This is a genomic window from Mesorhizobium sp. M1406 (genome assembly GCF_040317555.1).
Taxonomy (GTDB): domain Bacteria; phylum Pseudomonadota; class Alphaproteobacteria; order Rhizobiales; family Rhizobiaceae; genus Mesorhizobium.
Genome location: NZ_JAMYKW010000006.1, coordinates 1 through 19,688 on the forward strand (window position 1 = coordinate 1; position 19,688 = coordinate 19,688).

The window sequence follows — 19,688 nt, forward strand, 5'->3', positions numbered from 1 at the left end:
GTCCATGCCTCTTCCTGTGGTGCGGGGTCTGCTGCTAACAGCCCCGTGCAACTGTTCAGGTTGATGGTTCACCGGTGGGAAGGGATCGAGCCATACCGCGGCCTGTCCTGTGAAAGGACGACCAGGATCCTCTCGGTCTCCTTCCCACTTCAAACATAGCATGGGAACAACACACAGGATCCTCGGGTCAAGCCCGAGGATGACGAAGGCGCGCTTCGATGGACAGTCTCCAATTGGCTTTTCCGGCGATTTCGGGCAAACCTCGTGGCCTGTAATCGTGATGGAGAAGCCTGATGTTCCGATGGGGTGTGTTGTCCACGGCCAAGATCGGCCGCGAGCATTTGTTGCCTGCAATGGTCGAGGCGGAGAACGGCGTGCTGTCGGCGATCGCCAGCCGCGACCTGTCGAAGGCTAAGGCACTGGCCGAGCGCTTCGGCGCCCGCCATGCCTTCGGCTCCTATGAGGACCTTCTCGCCTCCAACGAAATCGACGGCGTCTACATCCCGCTGCCGACCTCGCAGCATGTCGAATGGACGGCCAAGGCCATCGAAGCCGGCAAGCATGTGCTGGTCGAAAAACCACTGGCGCTCGACGCCAAGGATATTGCCCCACTGATCAAGCTGCGCGACGCCAAAAAAGTGCTGGTCTGCGAAGCCTTCATGGTCATCTACCACCCGCAATGGATCAAGGTGCGCGATCTCATCGCCAGCGGCACCATCGGCCGGCTGCGCCATGTGCAGGGCGCGTTCTCCTATTACAATGTCGACCCCAACAATATGCGCAACAAGCTCGATCTCGGCGGTGGCGCGCTGCCCGACATCGGCGTCTATCCGACCGTGTCGACGCGCTTTTCGACCGGCAAGGAGCCGCTGCGCGTGCAGGCGACGATCGAGCGCGACAAGAAATTCGGCACCGACATCTATTCCTCGATCCGTGCCGATTTCGGCGACTTCGAACTGTCGTTCTACCTGTCGACGCAGATGGCGGCGCGCCAGTTCATGGTGTTCCACGGCGAGAAGGGTTTCATCGAGGTGTTCTCGCCCTTCAATGCCGGGCTCTACGATCATCACCGCGTCGAACTGCACAACCAGAACCACACCGAGGCGCAGGTATTCCGCTTTCCCGGCACGCAGCAGTACCGGCTGGAGGTCGAGACCTTCGCGCGAGCGGCACAGGGCGGCAAGGAGCGCGTCTTCACACTGGAGGAATCCGTGCTCAACCAGAAGGTCATCGACGCCATCTTCCGCGCCGGCGGCAAGGATAGCTGGGAGACCGTCTAACGCATTGCTTTAGCCGGCTAATGGGGAGGGGAAAATGTCTGACGATGCGGACGTGATCATTGTCGGCGCCGGCCTTGCCGGGCTGGTTGCCGCCGCCGAACTTGCCGAGGCCGGCAAGAAAATCATCATCGTCGACCAGGAGACGGAGCAGTCGCTGGGCGGCCAGGCGTTCTGGTCGTTCGGTGGCCTTTTCCTTGTCGATTCGCCCGAGCAGCGGCGCATGCGCATCCGCGATTCGCATGATCTGGCGCTGGAGGACTGGCTGGGCACCGCTGCTTTCGATCGGCCGGAGGATTTCTGGCCGCGCAAATGGGCGGAAGCCTATGTCGGCTTCGCGGCCGGCGAGAAGCGCTCGTGGCTCCTGCAGCGCGGCCTGAAAATCTTCCCCGTCGTCGGCTGGGCCGAGCGCGGCGGCGGCAATGCCATCGGCCACGGCAATTCGGTGCCGCGCTTCCATATCACCTGGGGTACTGGTCCCGGTGTGCTCGAACCCTTCGTCCAGCGCGTGCGAGAAGCTCAGAAGCAAGGGTTGATCAGCTTCAAATTCCGCCACCGCGTCAACGAGTTGACCCGCACGGGTGCCACCGTCGACGGCGTGCGCGGCGACATCCTGCAGCCGAGCGCTGTCGAGCGCGGTCACAAGAGTTCTCGCGAAATATCAGGCGATTTTGCATTCCGAGCGCAGGCTGTGATCGTCGCCTCCGGCGGCATTGGCGCCAACCATCAGCTTGTCCGGGAAAACTGGCCGCAGCGACTGGGCGCGGCACCAAAGCGCATGATCACCGGCGTGCCCGACCATGTCGATGGCCGCATGCTGGCAATCACCGAGCAGGCCGGCGGCTCGATCATCAACCGCGACCGCATGTGGCATTATGTCGAGGGCATCAAGAACTGGGCGCCGATCTGGACCGACCATGCCATTCGGATATTGCCCGGCCCGTCATCGCTGTGGCTCGATGCGCGCGGCAAGCGGCTGCCGGTGCCGCTCTATCCCGGCTTCGACACGCTGGGCACGCTCAGCCACATCATGAGCACCGGCTTCGATTATTCCTGGTTCATCCTGACCAGGAAGATCATCCAGAAGGAGTTCGCGCTGTCGGGCTCCGAACAGAATCCCGATTTGACCGGCAAGAGTTGGCGCCAGGTGCTCGGCCGCGCCACCTCGGGCATCCCGGGTCCGGTGAAAGCCTTCATGGAGAAGGGCGAGGACTTTATTGTCGAGGCGGATCTGCCGACGCTGGTCGCGCGCATGAACGCGCTGGCCGGCGGCGAGCCGCTGCTGGAGCTGGCCCAGGTCGAGCGCGAAATCCGCGCCCGCGACCGGCAGCTCGACAATCCGTTCTCCAAGGACATGCAGATCACCGCGTTACGCGGCGCTCGCGCCTATCTCGGTGACCGGGTGATTCGCACGGCCAAGCCACACAAAATGCTCGATCCGGCAAATGGTCCGCTGATCGCGGTGCGCCTCAACATCCTGACCCGCAAGACGCTGGGTGGCCTGCAGACGGACCTCGACAGCCGCGTGCTGGGTGCCGATGGCCAGCCGGTCGCCGGGCTCTACGCCGTTGGCGAAGCCGCGGGGTTCGGCGGCGGCGGAGTGCATGGCTATGCGGCGCTTGAGGGCACCTTCCTCGGCGGCTGCATCTTTTCCGGCCGGAGCGCCGGCCGGGCGGCGGCCGCGGCCGTGCGATAAAGCCTAAACCGCGAGACGATAAATCCGCTCACCAGAGCCAGGCGCCTTGTCCGAGGGCGGCCGCCGCATCGATGATCCGGGTAAAACTCGCGCGGGCACGACCGACCGTGTGCCGGGCTCTGAGATAGCCGTGCACCAGGCCCTGTTCCTCGAACCAGTAAGCCCGTCCGCCGGCCGCGACGATGCGGTCGCGGTAGGCTTCGCCGTCAGACGACAGGGGGTCGCATTGCGCGGTGATCAGCACCGTCGGCGGCAGGTTGGCGAAATCGGCGTCGGCAAGCGGCGACTGCGTGATATCGCCGGTGCCGTCTCGCCCGCCGGTGCGGATGTTCTTGTAGAATTCAAGATCGCGCATGGTCAGCATCGGCGCTTCGGCATGCCTGAGATAGGATCCCTTCGACCGGTCGCCGCCGAGGCCGGGATAGATCAGCACCTGGCCGATCGGCCGTTTCGCGTGGCCGCGTGTCGCGTGGCTGACGGCAGCGGCAAGATTGCCGCCGGCACTGTCGCCGCAAAGCAGAATTGGGTGGTTGCGGGTGGAGGTGGCCCATTCGAAGGCGCTCATCACATCGTCGAAGGCCGCTGGATGCAGGTGTTCCGGCGCCAGCCGGTAGTCGACCGAGATCACCTCATAGCCGGTGCGGGCGCAGAGTTCGGCGCAGACATCGTCATGGCTGTCCAGCCCGCCGAGGATGAAGCCGCCGCCATGGAAATACAGCACCGTCACCGCTGCTTGGCGTGCGCTTCGGTAGATGCGGATCGGAATGTCGTGGGTGGGCGTTGCAATGGCGGACGTTTCGACCGTGACGCCGTCGGGATAGCCGGCAAAGAACTCGCGGCACATGCGGTCATAAATCTCGCGCTGCTGCGCGATCGTGAGATCGATCGTATCGGGCGGGTAATAGGAATTGGTCCGCTCGATGAAGGCCCAGGTCTCGGCGTCGATGAGGGTTTTGTAGTCGGTCATTGAGCCCAGGCACCCCCCTCTGTCCTGCCGGACATCTCCCCCGCAAGGGGGGAGATTGGCAGCGTTGATCGCGGCGCTCGTCTCACAGCGTTGACAGTTAGCGAAAGCGGAAACGACATCCGATCTCCCCCCTTGCGGGGGAGATGTCCGGCAGGACAGAGGGGGGTGTGACGGAACGCCATCATCTCGGCAAAAACCACTACTTCCCCTTCCATACAGGCTCTCGCTTTTCCGCAAACGCGCGAAAGCCTTCCATATTGTCTTCCGAACCGTAGAGCGCATCGACCGTCGGCAGCTGCCGGCGCGTCACCTTGTTCATCGCGTCCTGGAAAGTCAGCGCCTCGGCCACACGCGCCGTTTCCTTGATCGCGGCAAACACCAGCGGCGGGCCGCTGGCGAGCAGCCGCGCGATCTCCCACACACGCTCCTCGAGCTTTTCCTTGGGCAGCACTTCGTTGACCAGGCCCCAGCGATGCGCCTCGGCGACATCCATCCAGCGCCCGGTGAGCAGCAGGTCCATGGCGACATGGTAGGGAATGCGCTTCGGCAGCTTGATCGTCGCCGCGTCCGCCAGCGTGCCGGCACGGATCTCGGGCAGCGCGAAGGAGGAATGGTCGGAGGCGTAGATGAGGTCGCAGGACAGCGCCAGCTCGAAACCGCCGCCCACCGCCATGCCGTTGACGCAGGCGATGACTGGCTTGTTGAGATCGCGCAGTTCCTGCAACCCGGCAAAGCCGCCGACGCCATAATCGCCGTCGACCGCGTCGCCGCCGGCGGCGGCCTTGAGATCCCAGCCGGCGCAGAAGAACTTGTCGCCGGCGGTCTTGACGATGGCGACGCGCAAGCTGGGATCGTCGCGGAACGCCTTGAAGGTTTCGCCCATCAGCCGCGAGGTCTTGAGGTCGATGGCGTTGGCCTTGGGCCGGTCGAGCGTGACTTCGAGGATGGTGCCCTCGCGGCGGGTCGAGATGACGTCAGACATTCTTCTTGTCTCCCAGCACCAGCAGTGCGTCGGCGATCCAGGCGCCCTTGCCCTCGGCGCAGACGATCAGCGGGTTGATGTCGAGTTCCTCGATCTCGCCGGCATTCTCCTGCACGAAGGCGGCAATGCCCGAGATGGCGTCGATGGCTGCCGCGACATCGGCCTTCGGCCGGCCGCGATAGCCTTCGAGCAACGGATACAGCTTCAGGCCGCGCAACGCCGCCTCGATGTCGTCGCGGGTCGCCGGCAGCATCAGCGTGACGCTGTCGCGCAGCAGCTCGACCAGCACACCGCCTGTGCCCAGCGTCATCACCGCGCCGAACATCGGGTCGCGGGTGAAGCCAACGATCAGTTCGGCGACACCATCGCGCACCATACGCTCGACATAGAGCCCGGTGCCGAGCGGCAAGAGGTCATGCGCCGCGGTGCTGACGGACTCGGCGTCTTTGAGGTTGAGCCGCACCGCGCCGACCTCCGATTTGTGGGTGACGCCCAGCGCCTTCAGCGCCACCGGGAAGCCGAGCGCCATCGACGAGATCACCGCCTCGACCGCATTGGCGGCGCGTTCGCCTTTCGGCACCGGCAGGCCGGCCTCGATGAGGCGGGATTTCGCCTCGGCCTCATCGGGGGTGACGTGGTCGCCGGCAGGCGCGCCGGAGGCGGAGGTGTCGATCGGCTGTGCCTGCGGCTCGTGCCACGCCCAGCCGATGAAGGCCGCCGCCTGGGCGGCGTCCATGGCTTCGGAAATGCCGAACAACGGCACCATGCCGCGTGACATCAACTCGGCGGTATATTCCTCCGGCAGGTTCTCCGGCAGCGAGGAGACGATCGCGCCGTGCGCCTTGTTGGTCTTCAGCGCCGATTCGAAGGCGCGCAGCGTCGCCCACCAGTCGGTGACCGAGCAGCGGTCGGGGCGCGGGAAGTCGAGCACCAGCATGTTGAGGTCGAAGCCGCCCGACACCATGGCGGTGAAGGTGGCGGTCATCGCCGGCTCGTTGTTCCAGATGAAGGTGTGATAGTCGAGCGGATTGGCCACCGCGACGAGCGGCCCGAGTGTCGATTTGACATGGGCGCGGTGGGTGTCGCTGAGCATCGGGAAATTGACCCAGCGGCCTTCGGCACTGTCGGCCATGACGGAGGCCTCGCCGCCGGAGCAGCTCATCGACGACAGCCTATAACCGGGCAAAGGTCCGGTGATGTGCAGCAGCTTCAGCGCCTCGATGAAGGCGGGGATCGAATCGACGCGCGCAATGCCGAGCCGCCTCAGGAAAGCGCCCGAGGCCGCGTCCGAGCCGGCGAGCGAGGCGGTGTGCGAGACGGTCGCCTGCCGCGCCTGTTCGGAACGGCCGACCTTCATGGCGATGATCGGCTTCTTCAGCTCGCGGGCCCTCGCCGCCAGCCGTTCGAAGCCGGCTACGGAATCGAAGGCCTCGATGTGCAGGCCAAGCGAAGTGACCCGCTCGTCCTCGATCAGGCCGAGCGCCATTTCCGACAGGCCCGTCTGCGCCTGGTTGCCGGCGGTCATCAGAAAGGCGATCGGCAGGCCGCGCTTCTGCATCGTCATGTTGATGGCGATGTTGGACGACTGGGTGATGATGGCGACGCCCTTGCCGCCCTCGGCCAGTCGGATGCCGCCATGCTGGTCGGGCCACAGAAGCGCGCCGTCGGCATAGTTGATCAGGCCGTAGCAATTCGGCCCGATGATCGGCATTTGGCCCGCCGCCGCGACCAGCTCGGCCTGCAGCCGCTCGCCGTCGTCGTCGTAGGCTTCGGTCTCGAGGAAGCCGGCGGCAAAGCAGACGGCGCCGCCGGCACCGCGCTCGGCCAGCGCCTTGACCACTTCGATCGTCAAATGCCGGTTGACGCCGACAAAGGCGGCATCCGGCGCGCCCGGCAGGTCGGCCACCGAACGGTAGGCCTTGCGGCCGGCGACCTCATCCTTGGTCGGATGCACCGGCCAGATCTCGCCGGAAAAGCCCATCTTGATCGATTGCGCGACGACGGCCGCGGCCTGCGCGCCGCCGAAGACGGCAATCGATCTGGGGCGCAAAAGACGTTCGAGTTTATGCATGGTCATCTTTTCGTTTGAGCATCATCTTCTCCCATGCCGAACTCCGGCTTTGGGGATCATGCTCTAAGCCCCGAACGGACGCAGCAGCGCCCGCGAAATAATATGTCGCTGTATCTCCGAAGTGCCTTCCCAGATGCGCTCGACGCGGGCGTCGCGCCAGATGCGCTCCAGCGGCAGGTCGTCCATCAGCCCCATGCCGCCATGGATCTGGATCGCCTCATCGGCGACGAAGGCGAGCATCTCGGTGGCCTTCAGCTTGGCCATGGCCATGTCCTGATCGGTGACGGTGCCTTGATCGTACTTCCAGCCGGCTTCGAACACCATCAGGTCGGCGGCCTTCAGTTCGGTCGCCATGTCGGCGAGCTTGAACGACACGCCCTGGAACTTGCCGATCTGCTGGCCGAACTGCTGGCGCTGCGCGGCGTATTCGACGGCATGGCCAAGCGCCCGCTCGGCACGGCCGAGACAGGTGGCGCCGACCTGCAGGCGCGTGGCGCCGAGCCATGAATTGGCGACGTCGAACCCTTTGTGGACTTCGCCCAACACCTGGCTTGCGGGAAGCCGGCAGTCATCGAATTCGAGGATGGCGTTGGTGTAGCCGCGATGCGAGACGTTGCGATAGCCGTCACGAACGGTGAAGCCTTTGGTGCCCTTGTCGACGAAGAACGCGGTGATCTTCTTGCGTTTGCCGCGCGCCGACTCTTCCTCGCCCGAGGCCATGAAGACGATGGCGAAGTCGGCCAGATCGGCGTGGCTGATGAAATGCTTGGTGCCGTTCAGCACCCAGTCGTCGCCATCCTGCACGGCGGTCGCCTTCATGCCGCGCAGATCGGAGCCGGCGCCCGGCTCGGTCATCGCCAGGCAGTCCCATTTCTCGCCACGGATACAAGGGAACAGGTACTTCTCGCGCTGCTCGGGCGTACCGGCCAGGAGGATGTTGGAGGGCCGCGCCACGCAGGTCCAGTGCAGCGCATAATTGGCGCGGCCGAGTTCCTTCTCGTAGAGCAGCCATGTCACCGTATCCAGGCCCGCGCCGCCGACATCGGCCGGCATGTTGGCGGCATAGAGCCCGGCCTCGATCGCCTTGGCCTTGATTTCCTCGATCAGCTCGCGGCGCAGCACGCCGGTGCGCTCGACCTCGCGCTCATGCGGGTAAAGCTCGTTCTCGACGAACGCCTTCGTCGTCTCGACGATGAGCTTCTGTTCCTCCGACAGCCCGAAATCCATGCTCTCAGCCTTTCTTCTTGCCGGTCTTTTTCTTCGGGTTTTCGGCTTTCTTCACCGGCTTCAACGCCTTGGCTTTCTCGGCGGCCTTGGAGGCCGTAGGCTTCTTCGCCGCCAGCTTGGCCAGTTGTTTGGTATAGTCCTTGTGCAGGGCGCCGGCGCCCCAGCCCTTGCCTTTGTTCTGCTTCGACAGCGCCTCCATGATGGCGACCAGGTTGTCGTCGCGGATCTTTTCGAGCTCGCGGATCGACAGCCCATGCGCCTGGTCGTCCGACTGCGTGGCGATCAGCTCGACCAGCTCGTCGTTGAATTCTGGCACGTCCATCAGCTTGGTCCATGGCCATTTCAGGCACGGCCCGAACTGCGCCATGAAGTGGCGCATGCCGGCCTCGCCGCCGGCGACGCGATAGACCTGGAACATGCCCATCTGCGCCCAGCGCAGGCCAAAGCCGTAGCGCATGATGTCGTCGAGTTCCTCGACGGTGCAGATGCCGTCCTTGATCAGCCACAACGCCTCGCGCCATGCCGCTTCGAGCAGACGGTCGCCGACAAAGGCCTCGATCTCCTTGCGGATGACGACAGGCTTCATGCCGATCGAGGCATACATTTCCTTGGCAACCTCGATCGCCTCGGGAAAGGTCTGCTCGCCGCCGACGATCTCGACCAGCGGCAGGAGATAGACCGGGTTGAACGGATGGCCGACGACCAGTCGCTCCGGATGCTTCTTCATCGCCACCTGCATGTCGGTCGGCTTGATGCCGGAGGTCGAGGAGCCGACAATGGCGTTGGCCGGCGCGTGGGCGTCGATCTCGGCCAGCACGCGGTGTTTCAGGTCGAGCCGCTCGGGCACGCTTTCCTGAATGAAATCGGCATCGGCAACCGCCTCGGCGATGGTCTTGGCGAAGGTCAGCTTGCCCTCCTTGGGCAGTCCGCCGGGCACCATCTGCTTGTAGGCGCGGCGCGCGCCCTTCATCACTTCGCCGACCTTACGCGATGCCTCGGGATCGGGATCGAAGATCGACACGTCGATGCCGTTGAGCAGCAGGCGCGCCACCCAGCCGGCGCCGATGACGCCGCCACCGATGGCGGCTGCCTTGTTGATAATGCTCATGCGGAGGCTCCGGTTCTTGTCTTGGCTGTTGTAAGGTCGATGAGAGGCACGCGCTCGCCGGCGCGGACCACGGAGGCGTCGTAGGCCTTGCGGGCAAACACCTCGAGCACGAAGGGCCGGAAGAAGTCGATCGGCAGGGTGTCATAGTCGGGGTCGAAGCTCGACTGGTCCCAGCGTTCGCAAAACTGATCGCAATCGTCGAAATAGGCGTGGCCGGCGAAGCGATCGCGCGCATGGCGGTTGCCGCCCAGATGATGGGCATAGTAGAGCCGCTGGAAGTCGCCATGCTTCTCCACCACCCAGGTGCATTGTTCGCGCACGAAGGGTTTCAGGATCGAAGCAGCATATTCGTCGTGATTGTAGGGCGCGTAGATGTCGCCGATGTCGTGCAGCAAGGCACAGGCGATCCAGTCGGTGTCGGCGCCGTCACGCCAGGCGCGCGTCGCCGCCTGCAGCGAATGGCCGAGCCGGGTGATCTTGTAACCCGACAGGCCCTCGTCGAGCTGGACCAGCGCGTCGAGCAGCCGCTCGCCGGTCCTGGCCGCATAGTCGATCTCATGCGCGGTCAGGAAATCGTAGTCGTCCCGGTCGCCATCCTTCATCGCGGTGAATTTGACGGTAGTCATGCCGACCCTCCCGGCGAATGAACCTTCCTGTTTGAGCATGATCTTATCCGAAAACCGGTTCCCACTTTTCGGGATCATGCTTATGCCGCGATCGGCGCCCGCTTGGTGAGGTTGAGCTTCTGCCGGACCTCTTCCGGCCCAAGAATCCTGGCGCCGAGATTGGTGACGATGCTGGCGGCGCGTTCGACCAGTTGTGCATTGGTCGCCAGCACGCCCTTGTCGAGCCACAGATTGTCTTCCAGGCCGACCCGGACATTGCCGCCGGCCAGCACGGCGGCGGCGGCATAGGCCATCTGGTTGCGGCCGATGGCGAAGGCCGACCAGTTCCAGGTCGACGGCACATTGTTGACCATGGCCATGAAGGTGTTGAGATCGTCGGGCGCGCCCCAGGGCACGCCCATGCAGAGCTGTACGAGCGCGTCGGGATTGAGCACCTTTTCCTCGACCAGCTGCTTGGCGAACCACAAATGGCCGGTGTCGAAGGCCTCGATCTCCGGCTTGACGCCGAGCGCCGTCATCATGCCGCCCATGGCGCGCAGCATGCCGGGCGTATTGGTCATCACATAGTCGGCCTCGGCGAAATTCATGGTGCCGCAGTCGAGCGTGCAGATTTCCGGCAGGCACTGACGCACGTGTTCCATGCGGTTGGTGGCGCCGCCCATGTCGGTGCCTTTTTCGTTGAGCGGCAGCGGCGCTTCCGGCGAGCCGAACACCATGTCGCCGCCCATGCCGGCGGTCAGGTTCAAGATGACGTCGACTTCCGCCGCGCGAATACGCTCGGTCACTTCGCGATAGAGATGCACGTCGCGCCTGGGCTTGCCGGTTTCGGGGTCGCGCACATGACAGTGGACGATCGCAGCGCCCGCCTTGGCCGCATCGATGGCCGAATCGGCGATCTGCTTGGGCGAGCGCGGCACGTGCGGGCTGCGATCCTGCGAGCCGCCGGACCCGGTCACGGCACAGGTAATGAAAACCTCACGGTTCATCGCAAGCGGCATGGAACTCTCCTCCGAATAGAACAAGCCATGCATGTCGCCCAAAAGTGGGAACCGGTTTTGGGATGACGACATGCACAAGAGCTGACCCACAATGCCCGACTTGCCGAAAACTGTTTTGCGTTTTACGAAGCTTCCATGACGAAAGGCGAAAAACCGACGATCTTTTGCGCCGAGCGCTCTCCGCTCAAGGTGACGCTGCTGGTGTTTTCCGGCTCATCGATTATGTGCGTGGCGTCGGCCGTCGATCCGCTGCGCGCCGCCAACCGTATTTCCGGCGAGACCCTGTTCGATTTCAGGCTAGTCTCGGTGACCGGCGAGGCTCCGGTCACCACATGCGGCCTGCCGGTGGCGGTCAGTGGCCGCTTCGATGCGGGCGAGCCAACCGACGTTCTTGTCGTCGTCGCCGGCTTCGGCACCCAGAATTATGCGACGTCGGCTCTGTTGTCAGGCCTGCGCAGGGCGGCGCGGACGGCGCGCGCTTGCGGCGGCGTTGAAGCCGGCACCTGGCTGGTGGCGCGCGCCGGCTTGCTGGAAGGGCGCAGCGCCACCACCCACTGGGAGGACATGGAGGATTTTTCCTCGGCCTTCCCCGGCGTCGACGTGCGCCCGGACCGCTATGTCATCGACGGGCCGGTGTTCACGTCGGGCGGCGCGTCGCCGACCTTCGACCTTATGCTGCATTTGATTCGCACGCGGCTCGGCATGGCCGTCGCGCTCGATGTCGCCAGCGTCTTCATCTACGACCAGGCGCGTGCCGCGACCGACGCCCAGCCGCTGGTCTCGCTCGGCCGGCTCGACGGCTACGATCCGCGGCTGGCGCAAGCCATTCGGCTTATGGAATCGCATGTCGACCAGCCGCTCACCATAGAAGCGGTGGCAAAACGCGCCGGGGTGACGGCACGTACGCTGGAAAGCATCTTTCGCAAGTCGATCGGCGAGACGCCAGGCGCCTATTATCTCAGGCTGCGCCTCGGTGCTGCCCGCAGGCTGGTGGTCGACACCAGGGTGGCGATGGCCGATATTGCCGGGCGGACCGGATTTTCGTCCGCCGCGGCGTTTTCGAGGGCTTTTTCACGGGCTTTCGGCGAAGCGCCGGTCAGGCTGCGCCGGGGCTGAGTGCATGTCACCCAAAAGTGTATTTCGGTTTTGGGACAATGACATGCACAAAATCGGAAAGATCAGGCAGCGTCCTGGTGATCGCTGCCGCTGTCGATTTGCGAGCGCATCTGTCTGGCAAGATGGGTCTCGAAGCGGCTGGCCACGGCGCGGTCCCATTCGTTCGAGCGGTGTGTGCCATCCTTCGGATGCGGCATTGCCATCAGCCTGTCGATGATCGATCCGGCCTCGCCCGCTGAGAGCAGGGCGTCGATTTCACGTTCGTTCTGCATATCGGGTCGCCTCCTTCTTCCTCTCCCGCCACGAGCCGGTCTTATACGAGATACGTGACGGCAGTTTGAAGGCAAGAGCGAGGTCATTGAAGGGCGCCAAAGGGCAAAACCGTGTCGTCGCACCCGTCCTTGCGCAAAGTTTGTTCCCGCGTCCGGGCAGGCCAGGTCAAGGACAGATCTAAAGCCGCTTTTCGAACAGCAGGCAGCCGAGGATCTATGTGGTCCTCGGCTGCCTGTCGCGAAAAGGGCTGACTAGAGCATTACCGATCTAACGCTTTGTTTTGACGCAATTCCGGACGGAAAACCGCTTCACACTTTTCCTGGAATTTCTCTAGCAGGAAGCGATTGCCGCGGCTTTCAGTCAGACGTGGTGGATATCGGTCCAGAGGTCGGACTTCACACGTACCGGTTGACGATGTTTTCCAGCAGTTCCTGGCGGCCCGACCTTGGCTGCGGCTCGATCTTCTTCTTGACGACGCGCTCGGCGATATCTTCCAGCGTGCGCTTGCCGGACAGCATCGCCTTGCCCTCGGCCGTGTTCCAGCCGGCATAGCGTTCGGCCAGCGGTGCGGACAGCGCCTTGTCCTCGACCATCCGGGCCGCCGCCTTGAGGCCGCGTGCGCAGGAATCCATGCCGCCGATATGACCGATCAGCAGATCCTGCGGATCGAGCGACTGGCGGCGCAGCTTGGCGTCGAAATTGGTGCCGCCGGTCTTGAAACCGCCGGCCTGCAGGACCTGGTAGTAGGCCAGTGCCATTTCAGGCACGTTGTTGGGGAACTGGTCGGTGTCCCAGCCCGACTGGTAGTCGTTGCGGTTCATGTCGATCGAGCCAAAGACGCCGAGCGCATTGGCCAGCGCCAGCTCGTGCTCGAAGGAATGACCGGCCAGGATGGCGTGGCCCTGCTCGATGTTGAGCTTGACCTCTTTCTCCAGCCCGAAGCGCTTGAGGAAGCCGTAGACGGTGGCGACATCGTAATCGTACTGGTGCTTGGTCGGCTCCTGCGGCTTCGGCTCGATCAGGATGGTGCCCTTGAAGCCGATCTTGTGCTTGTAGTCGACGACGAGGCTGAGGAAGCGGCCGGCCTGCTCCTGCTCGCGGGCAAGGTCGGTGTTGAGCAGCGTCTCGTAGCCCTCGCGCCCGCCCCACAGCACGTAGTTCTCGCCCTTCAGCCGCTTGGTGACGTCAATGCAGCTTTTCACCGTCGCCGCCGCATAGGCAAAGACATCCGGATCGGGATTGGTGGCGGCGCCCGACATGAAGCGGCGATTGGAGAACAAATTGGCCGTGCCCCACAAAAGCTTGACGCCGGTCTGCTTCATCTTTCCGGCGAAGTAGTCGGCGATCTCGTCGAGGCGGGCCGCACTTTCGGAAAAATCCTTGCCTTCCGGCCGTACATCGGCGTCGTGGAAGCAGAAATAGGGCGCACCGAGCAGCGAGAACATCTCGAAGGCGACATCTGCTTTCAGTTTCGCCAGTTCCATCGTGTCGGTGCCGCCGGCCTTGGGAAACCACGGCCGGTCGAAGGTCTGGCCGCCGAATGGATCGCCGCCCGGCCAGGCAAAGGAATGCCAGTAGGCGACGGCGAAGCGCAGATGGTCTTCCAGCCGCTTGCCGGCGACGACCTCGTCGGGATTGTAGAACCGGTAGGCCAGCGGATTGGTCGAATCCGGCCCCTCATATTTGATCTTCTTGATGTCGCCGAAAAATCCGCTGCTCATGTTTTTTCCTCTCGAATAGTTCGACCTGATTACGTCAGGTAATTCGCCTTGATTACCTCAGGCGTAATTGGTTTCGTTCGTCCGCTGGTCGAAAAGGCTCGTGTCAGAACCGTCAAACAAAGGAGACAGACCATGACCGACCTCAACAAGATCGCCCAAAACTACATCACCGCCTGGAACGAAAGCGATGCCGAGCGCCGGGCCGACTTGCTCAAGGCGACCTTCACCGAAGACGTCAGCTATCGCGATCCGCTCATGCAGGGCGACGGCCATGAGGGCATCGCGGCTCTGATCGGCGGCGTGCAGCAGCGCTTTGCCGGGTTTCGCTTTTCGCTGAAGGGCACGCCGGACGGTTTTGCCGACAAGATACGCTTCTCGTGGAATCTCGGACCCGAGGGGACGCCTTCGGTGATCGAAGGCACCGATATCGGCGTCATCGAGAACGGCCGCCTGAAGAGCGTCACCGGTTTTCTCGACAAGGTCCCGGCGCAGTGAGGACTTCTGGGGGAGGCGGGCGTGAAGCACCCCCCTCTGGCCTGCCGGCCATCTCCCCCGCAAGGGGGGAGATTGGTTGGCGTCCGCGCCACCGCCAATCATCCACCTTGCAGGACTGGCATACCCGCCAACGCTGCTAATCTCCCCCCTTGCGGGGGAGATGCCCGGCAGGGCAGAGGGGGGTGCCTCGCGCTCATTCACGCGGTCACGCCCCTGATTGCCGGGTAGAGCGACCGGTAGCGCTGATACGCATCCGCATACGCCCCAGCGAGCGCAGCGTCCGGTTCAACGGTAGCATCCGTGCTGGGCGCCGTGCACACAGCCAGCGGATCGGCACCCGTCGCCGCGATCAGGCCGAGCCGCGCGGCGCCAAAGGCGGCGCCGAAGTCGCCGTCGGCGGGAATGTCGACGGGCAGTTGAAGCGCGGTGGCAATCGCCTTCAGCCAGTAGCGCGAGCGCGAACCGCCGCCGATCGCCGTCACCCGCGTCAAGGTCGTGCCGGCCTTGGCCAGGGCTTCGAGGCTGTCGCGGAAGGCAAAGGCGACGCCCTCCAGCACGGCCTGCGTCAGCACGGCACGGCTCGATTCGTGCGCCAGCCCGGTGAACGCGCCGCGAATGGCGGAATCATTGTGGGGTGTGCGCTCACCCGAGAGATAAGGCAGGAAGGACACGCCGCTGGGTGTCTTCAATGTGTCGCCGAGTTCGGCGGTCAGTTCGCCGGCGGCTTTGCCGGTGATTTCGGACAGCCAGTTCAGCGAATCGGTTGCCGACAGGATGACGCCCATCTGGTGCCAGGTGTTCGGAAGCGCGTGGCAGAAGGTATGCACGGCACTTGCCGGGTTGGGCAGGTAGGACGCGTTGGCGGCAAACAGCACGCCCGATGTGCCGAGCGAGACGAAGGCGTGGCCGGCGCCGACCGTGCCCATGCCGCAGGCAGAGGCCGCATTGTCACCGGCACCGCCGGCGATCGGAATGCCGGCCTGGACGCCCCATTTCGAGGCCAGTTCGACACGCAGCGCGCCTGCCTTCTCCGTACCCTCGACCAGCGACGGCATCTGCTTTTCATCGAGCGATGTCGCAGCGAGCAGTTCCGCACTCCAGCGGCGCTTGCCGACATCGAGCCATGACGTGCCGGCGGAATCCGACATTTCCGAAATGTGTTCGCCCGTAAGCCAGAGCCGCAGGAAATCCTTGGGCAGCAGCACTTTCGCGACCTTGGCGAAGACTGCGGGCTCGTTGTTCTTAACCCAGGCAAGCTTGGGCGCCGTGAAACCGGGAAAGACGATGTTGCCGGTCAGCGCGCGGAAGCGCGGATCGGCGTCGAGGACGGCGGCCTCGGCATGGCTGCGCGTATCGTTCCACAGGATGCAGGGGCGCAGCACCTTGTCGGAGGCATCGAGCAGCGTTGCGCCATGCATGTGGCCGGACAGGCCGATACCCTTGACCGCGGCGAACTCCCCGGGATGCCTGGCCTTGAGATCGGCAATCGCCTCTTCGCAAGCGCGGATCCAGTCGTCGGGGTTCTGTTCCGACCAGCCTGGATGCGGCCGCGACACGTCGATCGACGCATGGCCGGAACCGATGACGGTTTGCCCGGCATCGATGAGCAGCGCCTTGACGCCCGATGTCCCGAGATCGAGGCCGAGATACATGGTTTCCTCCCCTTGCCATTAATTTTTTCGGGTCCCGAAATAATATGGCTTGGTCAGTTTCTAAGACAAGATCGGTCGCGGGTCAATTCTCTGACAAATCGGCGGCACGCCGGGAAAGCAGCGCCGACAGCGGACTGTCGGGTCGCGCCATCGACCGTTCTGCCGTCAGCGCCCGGGCAAGCGCACCCTCACCGGCGCGCAGGGCCGCCTCGATCAGTGTCAGGTCGATGACGTCGCGTTGGGCGTGGCTGCCGCCGAAACGGTGGGCGATCGCCCGGATCGGCCGGATCAGGCGTACGGTCTCGGCATAGCTGCCCTCACCGAATGCCTTGATGGCGAGCGTGAGGGGATGGCCGACATCCCTAGTGAAATCCGCATTGTCGTCGTTGCCATGCATGGCCTCGCGCTGCGTGTCGAGCAGGGTCCGAGCCGGGGCTTCGAGCCCGGCGCCGACAAACGCCATCATCGCGTGGGCATCGTTGAAGGCATAATTGCCGGCGCCGGCGTTGCGCCAGTTTGCGGCGATTGCCGTCCAGCGGTCGCCGACATCGATGCAGCCAAGATAAAGCCGCCACAGGATTGCCGACGCATCGACCATGTTGAGCGCCATCGTCGATTGCACGCTGTAGATGGGGCCGTCATAGAGCGCCAGCACTTCGTCCGTTTCACCGAGATCATAATGGAACAGCGCCAGGTGCCACCAATTGTGCACCTGCAGGAAGCTCTCCCTTGTCCACGCCTCAGGGTTGGCGCGCATCCAGGCGATGCCATCCCTTTGCCGGCTTTGCATTTCCATGACATGGGCGACGGCATGCTGCGCCCAGCCGTCTCGCGGCTCCATGTCGACTGCCGAGCGGCCAAGCTGTTCGGCCCTGATATAGTCACCCATTTCCTCCAGCCCGAAGGCCTGCATGCCGAGCATGGCGTGATAGCCGGGCATGCCGCTTTGCCAGGACGGCAGGGCACGGGCGATGCGGTCGCGCAGCATGCGGGCATTGCCGGTGAAGAAATCGATCTGGTGGCCGACCTGCAGCGCCACCCCGTCGCGCGGGGTCTCGATGGTGATATCCTCAAGACCGCGGCTGGCTTGATGCCAACGCCCGTTGGCGAGATGACCGAGAGCCGAGACATGCGCCTGCTCGCGCGCGGTCGCGGCAAGCGGCAGTGCCGTCTCATGGCACGCCTTGGCCACGGCCGTCGCCTCCCGCTCGGTCGCAAGGCCGAACAGATAGCCCTTGAAGACATGCGCCATGACAAAGCCCGGATCTTCCGCGATGGCGCGGTCGATGGACGCCACGGGATCGCCGATGAAGCACTGCAGTTGACGCACTGCCTGGCTGTAGGGCGTGACTCCCGCCTCCGTTGCACCCGAAAGCGTCAGGCCGAATACGTCCCTGATTGCCATGCGATGTCCTTTCATCGACCCGTGACAGGCCCTCGATCCTTCGGCCCAAGGCGATCCTAAAGCATGGGCCACGGACACGCCAACCACGCGCGCTGCGTTTGCCGCATGCGTGCTGGATCCATCCGCCGGGAACACCGTTTACACCTGCGATAGCGGCGACTCGGGCGGCAGACCGAGGCGTGATCGCCAAGGTGACGGACAAGGTCAGCATCTTCGCCACCGGCGACTACACCACCAATCCTGGCGGCGACAAACGCCGTATCCTCGAAGGCAATTTCGGCTTCAGCGTGAAATGGTGAGGCGAAGGTGTGCTGATATTCAGGTGATGCCGGTTTGCCACGGCTGTTTTCGCTGACCGCCGAAGTTGGCGCTGCGCGATGAACGAATCCAACCCCTACCTCAGTTACCCGAACGCATCGCCACCGTGGCGATGCCGGCGCCGACCAGCAGCGTGCCGCCGGTGCGATTGAAGATGCGGATCGCCTTGGGATTGCGCACGACGTTGCGTGCGCGTGCCGCGATCAGCGCATAGCCGAAGGCATTGGCGAAGGCGAGCGCCAGGAAGGTCGTCTCGAAGATCAGCATCTGCGTCCAGAAATCGGCGTGCCGGTCGAGGAACTGCGGCAGGAAGGCAACAAAGAAGGTGATGCTTTTCGGGTTGAGCGCGGTGACCAGCCAGGCATGCGCCATCATCTTGGCCGACGACACCGCATCGGTGCGCGGTTCGGCTTTCAGCGTGCCGCCGGCACGAAACAGTTTCACGCCGAGATAGATCAGATAGCCGGCGCCGATCAGCTTCAGGATGGTGAAGACGGTCGCCGAGGCGGCCAGCAGCGCGCCGATGCCCAGCATCGACAAGGTCATCGCGGTGAAGTCGCCAAGCGCCACCCCGACGGCCATCGGCAATGCGGTGCGCCAACCCTGGCCCAGCGCGTAGGACACGACCAGAAGGATGGTTGGGCCCGGAATGATGAGAAGGATCGTCGATGCGGCGGCGAAGGCGGCCCAGTTTTCGAAGGACATGCTCGTCTCCGTTGAGCGTAAAGAAGAGGATAAATCCTTGGGTCCGGAAGAATGTAAAGAGGCGATTCCCTAATTCGCCAACGGCGGACCGGTGTCAGTTCGCGCCGCAAACGCAGGCTGAGCAAGGTGTCTTCACGCTTTATCAACCATGAATGATGAAAATGCCTGCTATCCGGCCGGACCGTGCTTCCCGCCGACAGCGTAGGGTTTGGGTATATGGGTGAGTTGCCGCAGGGTCTGACGCCGCCGCGAAATGGCGACGCAATCGAAATCGATCATCATCTTTCCCGCCGCGCCATCCTGTCGGGGGCAGGGGCGCTCGCACTGCTCGGCGCCGCCGGTTGCTCGACCTCGGGTGGCGGCCTGCCGGCGCTCGAGCTCGACGGCGTCACCACCGGTTCGGTGCCGCCGATGCGGCCCGCGATCAGCGTCGACAAGAACATCACCAGCCCCGGCGTCATGTATGCGGCGCTGACCGACGGCGGCTTTAACGTGCCGGAAGTGCCCTATTTGAAGGTCAAGCCGGAATTCCGCCGCCAGATCGTCGTCGACACGACAGGCGAGGCGCCCGGCACCATCGTCGTCCACCTGCAGGAGCGCATGCTCTATCTCGTCCAGCCGGGTGGCGATGCCATCCGCTACGGCGTCGGCATCGGCAAGGACGGCTTCCGCTGGTCCGGCCGCGCCAACATCCAGTACGGCAGGGAATGGCCGACCTGGACGCCGCCGCCCGAAATGATCGTCCGCAAGCCGGAACTGGTGAAATGGCAGGCCGGCCAGCCCGGCGGCCTGACCAACCCGCTCGGCGCGCGCGCCCTCTACATCTACCAGGACGGCAAGGACACCGGCTATCGCATCCACGGTTCGCCCGAATGGGCGAGCATCGGCCAGGCGATGTCGTCGGGTTGCGTGCGCCTGATCAACCAGGACATCATCGACCTCTACAGCCGCGTCTCCAAGAAAAACCCGGTGGTGGTCGTCTGACACGTCACCCGCTCCACTCTTCCGTTGCGCGATAGCAAAAGACAGGCGAATGTGCCTGCAAATTCAT

General features: G+C 64.0%; 17 protein-coding genes. 5 read left to right on the forward strand and 12 right to left on the reverse strand.

Annotated features, from left to right (window positions below):
- Positions 1-293 precede the first annotated feature (293 nt).
- Positions 294-1,280 (forward strand): Gfo/Idh/MocA family protein, encoded by a 987-nt coding sequence (locus tag NKH03_RS07735; RefSeq protein ID WP_352880028.1) that lies wholly within the window; start codon positions 294-296, stop codon positions 1,278-1,280.
- A 34-nt stretch (positions 1,281-1,314) separates the two neighbouring features.
- Positions 1,315-2,973, forward strand: a complete 1,659-nt coding sequence (locus NKH03_RS07740) for an FAD-binding dehydrogenase (protein WP_352967921.1) — start codon at positions 1,315-1,317, stop codon at positions 2,971-2,973.
- 28 nt (positions 2,974-3,001) lie between these two features.
- Here the strand turns inward: NKH03_RS07740 and NKH03_RS07745 are convergent, their stop codons facing one another.
- From NKH03_RS07745 to bcoG, 7 genes are all read right to left on the reverse strand, one after another.
- A complete protein-coding gene (locus NKH03_RS07745) occupies positions 3,002-3,940 on the reverse strand; it encodes an alpha/beta hydrolase (RefSeq protein WP_352967923.1) in 939 nt (312 codons plus the stop codon).
- Positions 3,941-4,139: 199 nt separating this feature from the next.
- Positions 4,140-4,922, reverse strand: a complete 783-nt coding sequence (locus tag NKH03_RS07750) for a carnitinyl-CoA dehydratase (RefSeq protein ID WP_352967925.1) — start codon at positions 4,920-4,922, stop codon at positions 4,140-4,142.
- Positions 4,915-6,993, reverse strand: coding sequence for an acetate--CoA ligase family protein (locus NKH03_RS07755; RefSeq protein ID WP_352967927.1), 2,079 nt, complete (start codon positions 6,991-6,993; stop codon positions 4,915-4,917). The genes NKH03_RS07750 and NKH03_RS07755 overlap by 8 nt, the downstream gene beginning before the upstream one ends.
- A gap of 63 nt (positions 6,994-7,056) precedes the next feature.
- On the reverse strand, positions 7,057-8,220 hold the full coding sequence (locus NKH03_RS07760; RefSeq protein WP_352880018.1) for an acyl-CoA dehydrogenase family protein: 1,164 nt from the start codon (positions 8,218-8,220) through the stop codon (positions 7,057-7,059).
- 4 nt (positions 8,221-8,224) lie between these two features.
- The gene (locus NKH03_RS07765) at positions 8,225-9,328 is read right to left on the reverse strand and encodes a carnitine 3-dehydrogenase (RefSeq protein WP_352967929.1); all 1,104 of its coding nucleotides are present in this window, start codon (positions 9,326-9,328) and stop codon (positions 8,225-8,227) included.
- Positions 9,325-9,954, reverse strand: coding sequence for an HD domain-containing protein (locus NKH03_RS07770; RefSeq protein ID WP_352869361.1), 630 nt, complete (start codon positions 9,952-9,954; stop codon positions 9,325-9,327). The genes NKH03_RS07765 and NKH03_RS07770 overlap by 4 nt, the downstream gene beginning before the upstream one ends.
- 80 nt (positions 9,955-10,034) lie before the next feature.
- Positions 10,035-10,952: a 3-dehydrocarnitine:acetyl-CoA trimethylamine transferase BcoG gene (bcoG, locus tag NKH03_RS07775; protein ID WP_023810589.1), complete on the reverse strand. Its 918-nt coding sequence runs from the start codon at positions 10,950-10,952 to the stop codon at positions 10,035-10,037.
- Between the two features lie 135 nt (positions 10,953-11,087).
- Here bcoG and NKH03_RS07780 point away from each other — a divergent pair, with 135 nt between their 5' ends.
- A complete protein-coding gene (locus NKH03_RS07780; RefSeq protein ID WP_352869359.1) occupies positions 11,088-12,068 on the forward strand; it encodes a GlxA family transcriptional regulator in 981 nt (326 codons plus the stop codon).
- A 62-nt stretch (positions 12,069-12,130) separates the two neighbouring features.
- On the opposite strand, the gene NKH03_RS07785 is transcribed toward NKH03_RS07780, so the two are convergent.
- The gene (locus NKH03_RS07785; RefSeq protein WP_352869357.1) at positions 12,131-12,340 is read right to left on the reverse strand and encodes a hypothetical protein; all 210 of its coding nucleotides are present in this window, start codon (positions 12,338-12,340) and stop codon (positions 12,131-12,133) included.
- A gap of 396 nt (positions 12,341-12,736) precedes the next feature.
- A complete protein-coding gene (xylA, locus tag NKH03_RS07790) occupies positions 12,737-14,062 on the reverse strand; it encodes a xylose isomerase (protein WP_352967931.1) in 1,326 nt (441 codons plus the stop codon).
- A gap of 132 nt (positions 14,063-14,194) precedes the next feature.
- Between xylA and NKH03_RS07795 the strand changes: the two genes are divergently transcribed.
- Positions 14,195-14,557, forward strand: a complete 363-nt coding sequence (locus tag NKH03_RS07795; protein ID WP_352869353.1) for a nuclear transport factor 2 family protein — start codon at positions 14,195-14,197, stop codon at positions 14,555-14,557.
- A gap of 197 nt (positions 14,558-14,754) precedes the next feature.
- Here the strand turns inward: NKH03_RS07795 and xylB are convergent, their stop codons facing one another.
- The 3 genes from xylB to NKH03_RS07810 form a co-directional block, all read right to left on the reverse strand.
- Positions 14,755-16,209: a xylulokinase gene (gene xylB, locus NKH03_RS07800; protein WP_352967933.1), complete on the reverse strand. Its 1,455-nt coding sequence runs from the start codon at positions 16,207-16,209 to the stop codon at positions 14,755-14,757.
- Positions 16,210-16,291: 82 nt separating this feature from the next.
- Positions 16,292-17,614, reverse strand: coding sequence for a tetratricopeptide repeat protein (locus NKH03_RS07805; RefSeq protein WP_352967935.1), 1,323 nt, complete (start codon positions 17,612-17,614; stop codon positions 16,292-16,294).
- Positions 17,615-18,013: 399 nt separating this feature from the next.
- Positions 18,014-18,637 (reverse strand): LysE family translocator, encoded by a 624-nt coding sequence (locus tag NKH03_RS07810; protein ID WP_199646081.1) that lies wholly within the window; start codon positions 18,635-18,637, stop codon positions 18,014-18,016.
- Positions 18,638-18,853: 216 nt separating this feature from the next.
- Between NKH03_RS07810 and NKH03_RS07815 the strand changes: the two genes are divergently transcribed.
- Positions 18,854-19,621, forward strand: coding sequence for a L,D-transpeptidase (locus tag NKH03_RS07815; RefSeq protein ID WP_352869347.1), 768 nt, complete (start codon positions 18,854-18,856; stop codon positions 19,619-19,621).
- The last annotated feature ends 67 nt before the right edge of the window (positions 19,622-19,688 follow it).

Coding starts and splice junctions, on each gene's coding strand:
- NKH03_RS07815 (WP_352869347.1), top strand. CDS start 18,854: ATGGGTGAGTTGCCGCAGGGTCTGACGCCGCCGCGAAATGGCGACGCA.
- NKH03_RS07750 (WP_352967925.1), bottom strand. CDS start 4,922: ATGTCTGACGTCATCTCGACCCGCCGCGAGGGCACCATCCTCGAAGTC.
- NKH03_RS07735 (WP_352880028.1), top strand. CDS start 294: ATGTTCCGATGGGGTGTGTTGTCCACGGCCAAGATCGGCCGCGAGCAT.
- bcoG (WP_023810589.1), bottom strand. CDS start 10,952: ATGCCGCTTGCGATGAACCGTGAGGTTTTCATTACCTGTGCCGTGACC.
- NKH03_RS07780 (WP_352869359.1), top strand. CDS start 11,088: ATGACGAAAGGCGAAAAACCGACGATCTTTTGCGCCGAGCGCTCTCCG.
- NKH03_RS07805 (WP_352967935.1), bottom strand. CDS start 17,614: ATGGCAATCAGGGACGTATTCGGCCTGACGCTTTCGGGTGCAACGGAG.
- xylA (WP_352967931.1), bottom strand. CDS start 14,062: ATGAGCAGCGGATTTTTCGGCGACATCAAGAAGATCAAATATGAGGGG.
- xylB (WP_352967933.1), bottom strand. CDS start 16,209: ATGTATCTCGGCCTCGATCTCGGGACATCGGGCGTCAAGGCGCTGCTC.
- NKH03_RS07745 (WP_352967923.1), bottom strand. CDS start 3,940: ATGACCGACTACAAAACCCTCATCGACGCCGAGACCTGGGCCTTCATC.
- NKH03_RS07755 (WP_352967927.1), bottom strand. CDS start 6,993: ATGCATAAACTCGAACGTCTTTTGCGCCCCAGATCGATTGCCGTCTTC.
- NKH03_RS07740 (WP_352967921.1), top strand. CDS start 1,315: ATGTCTGACGATGCGGACGTGATCATTGTCGGCGCCGGCCTTGCCGGG.
- NKH03_RS07765 (WP_352967929.1), bottom strand. CDS start 9,328: ATGAGCATTATCAACAAGGCAGCCGCCATCGGTGGCGGCGTCATCGGC.
- NKH03_RS07770 (WP_352869361.1), bottom strand. CDS start 9,954: ATGACTACCGTCAAATTCACCGCGATGAAGGATGGCGACCGGGACGAC.
- NKH03_RS07795 (WP_352869353.1), top strand. CDS start 14,195: ATGACCGACCTCAACAAGATCGCCCAAAACTACATCACCGCCTGGAAC.
- NKH03_RS07760 (WP_352880018.1), bottom strand. CDS start 8,220: ATGGATTTCGGGCTGTCGGAGGAACAGAAGCTCATCGTCGAGACGACG.
- NKH03_RS07785 (WP_352869357.1), bottom strand. CDS start 12,340: ATGCAGAACGAACGTGAAATCGACGCCCTGCTCTCAGCGGGCGAGGCC.
- NKH03_RS07810 (WP_199646081.1), bottom strand. CDS start 18,637: ATGTCCTTCGAAAACTGGGCCGCCTTCGCCGCCGCATCGACGATCCTT.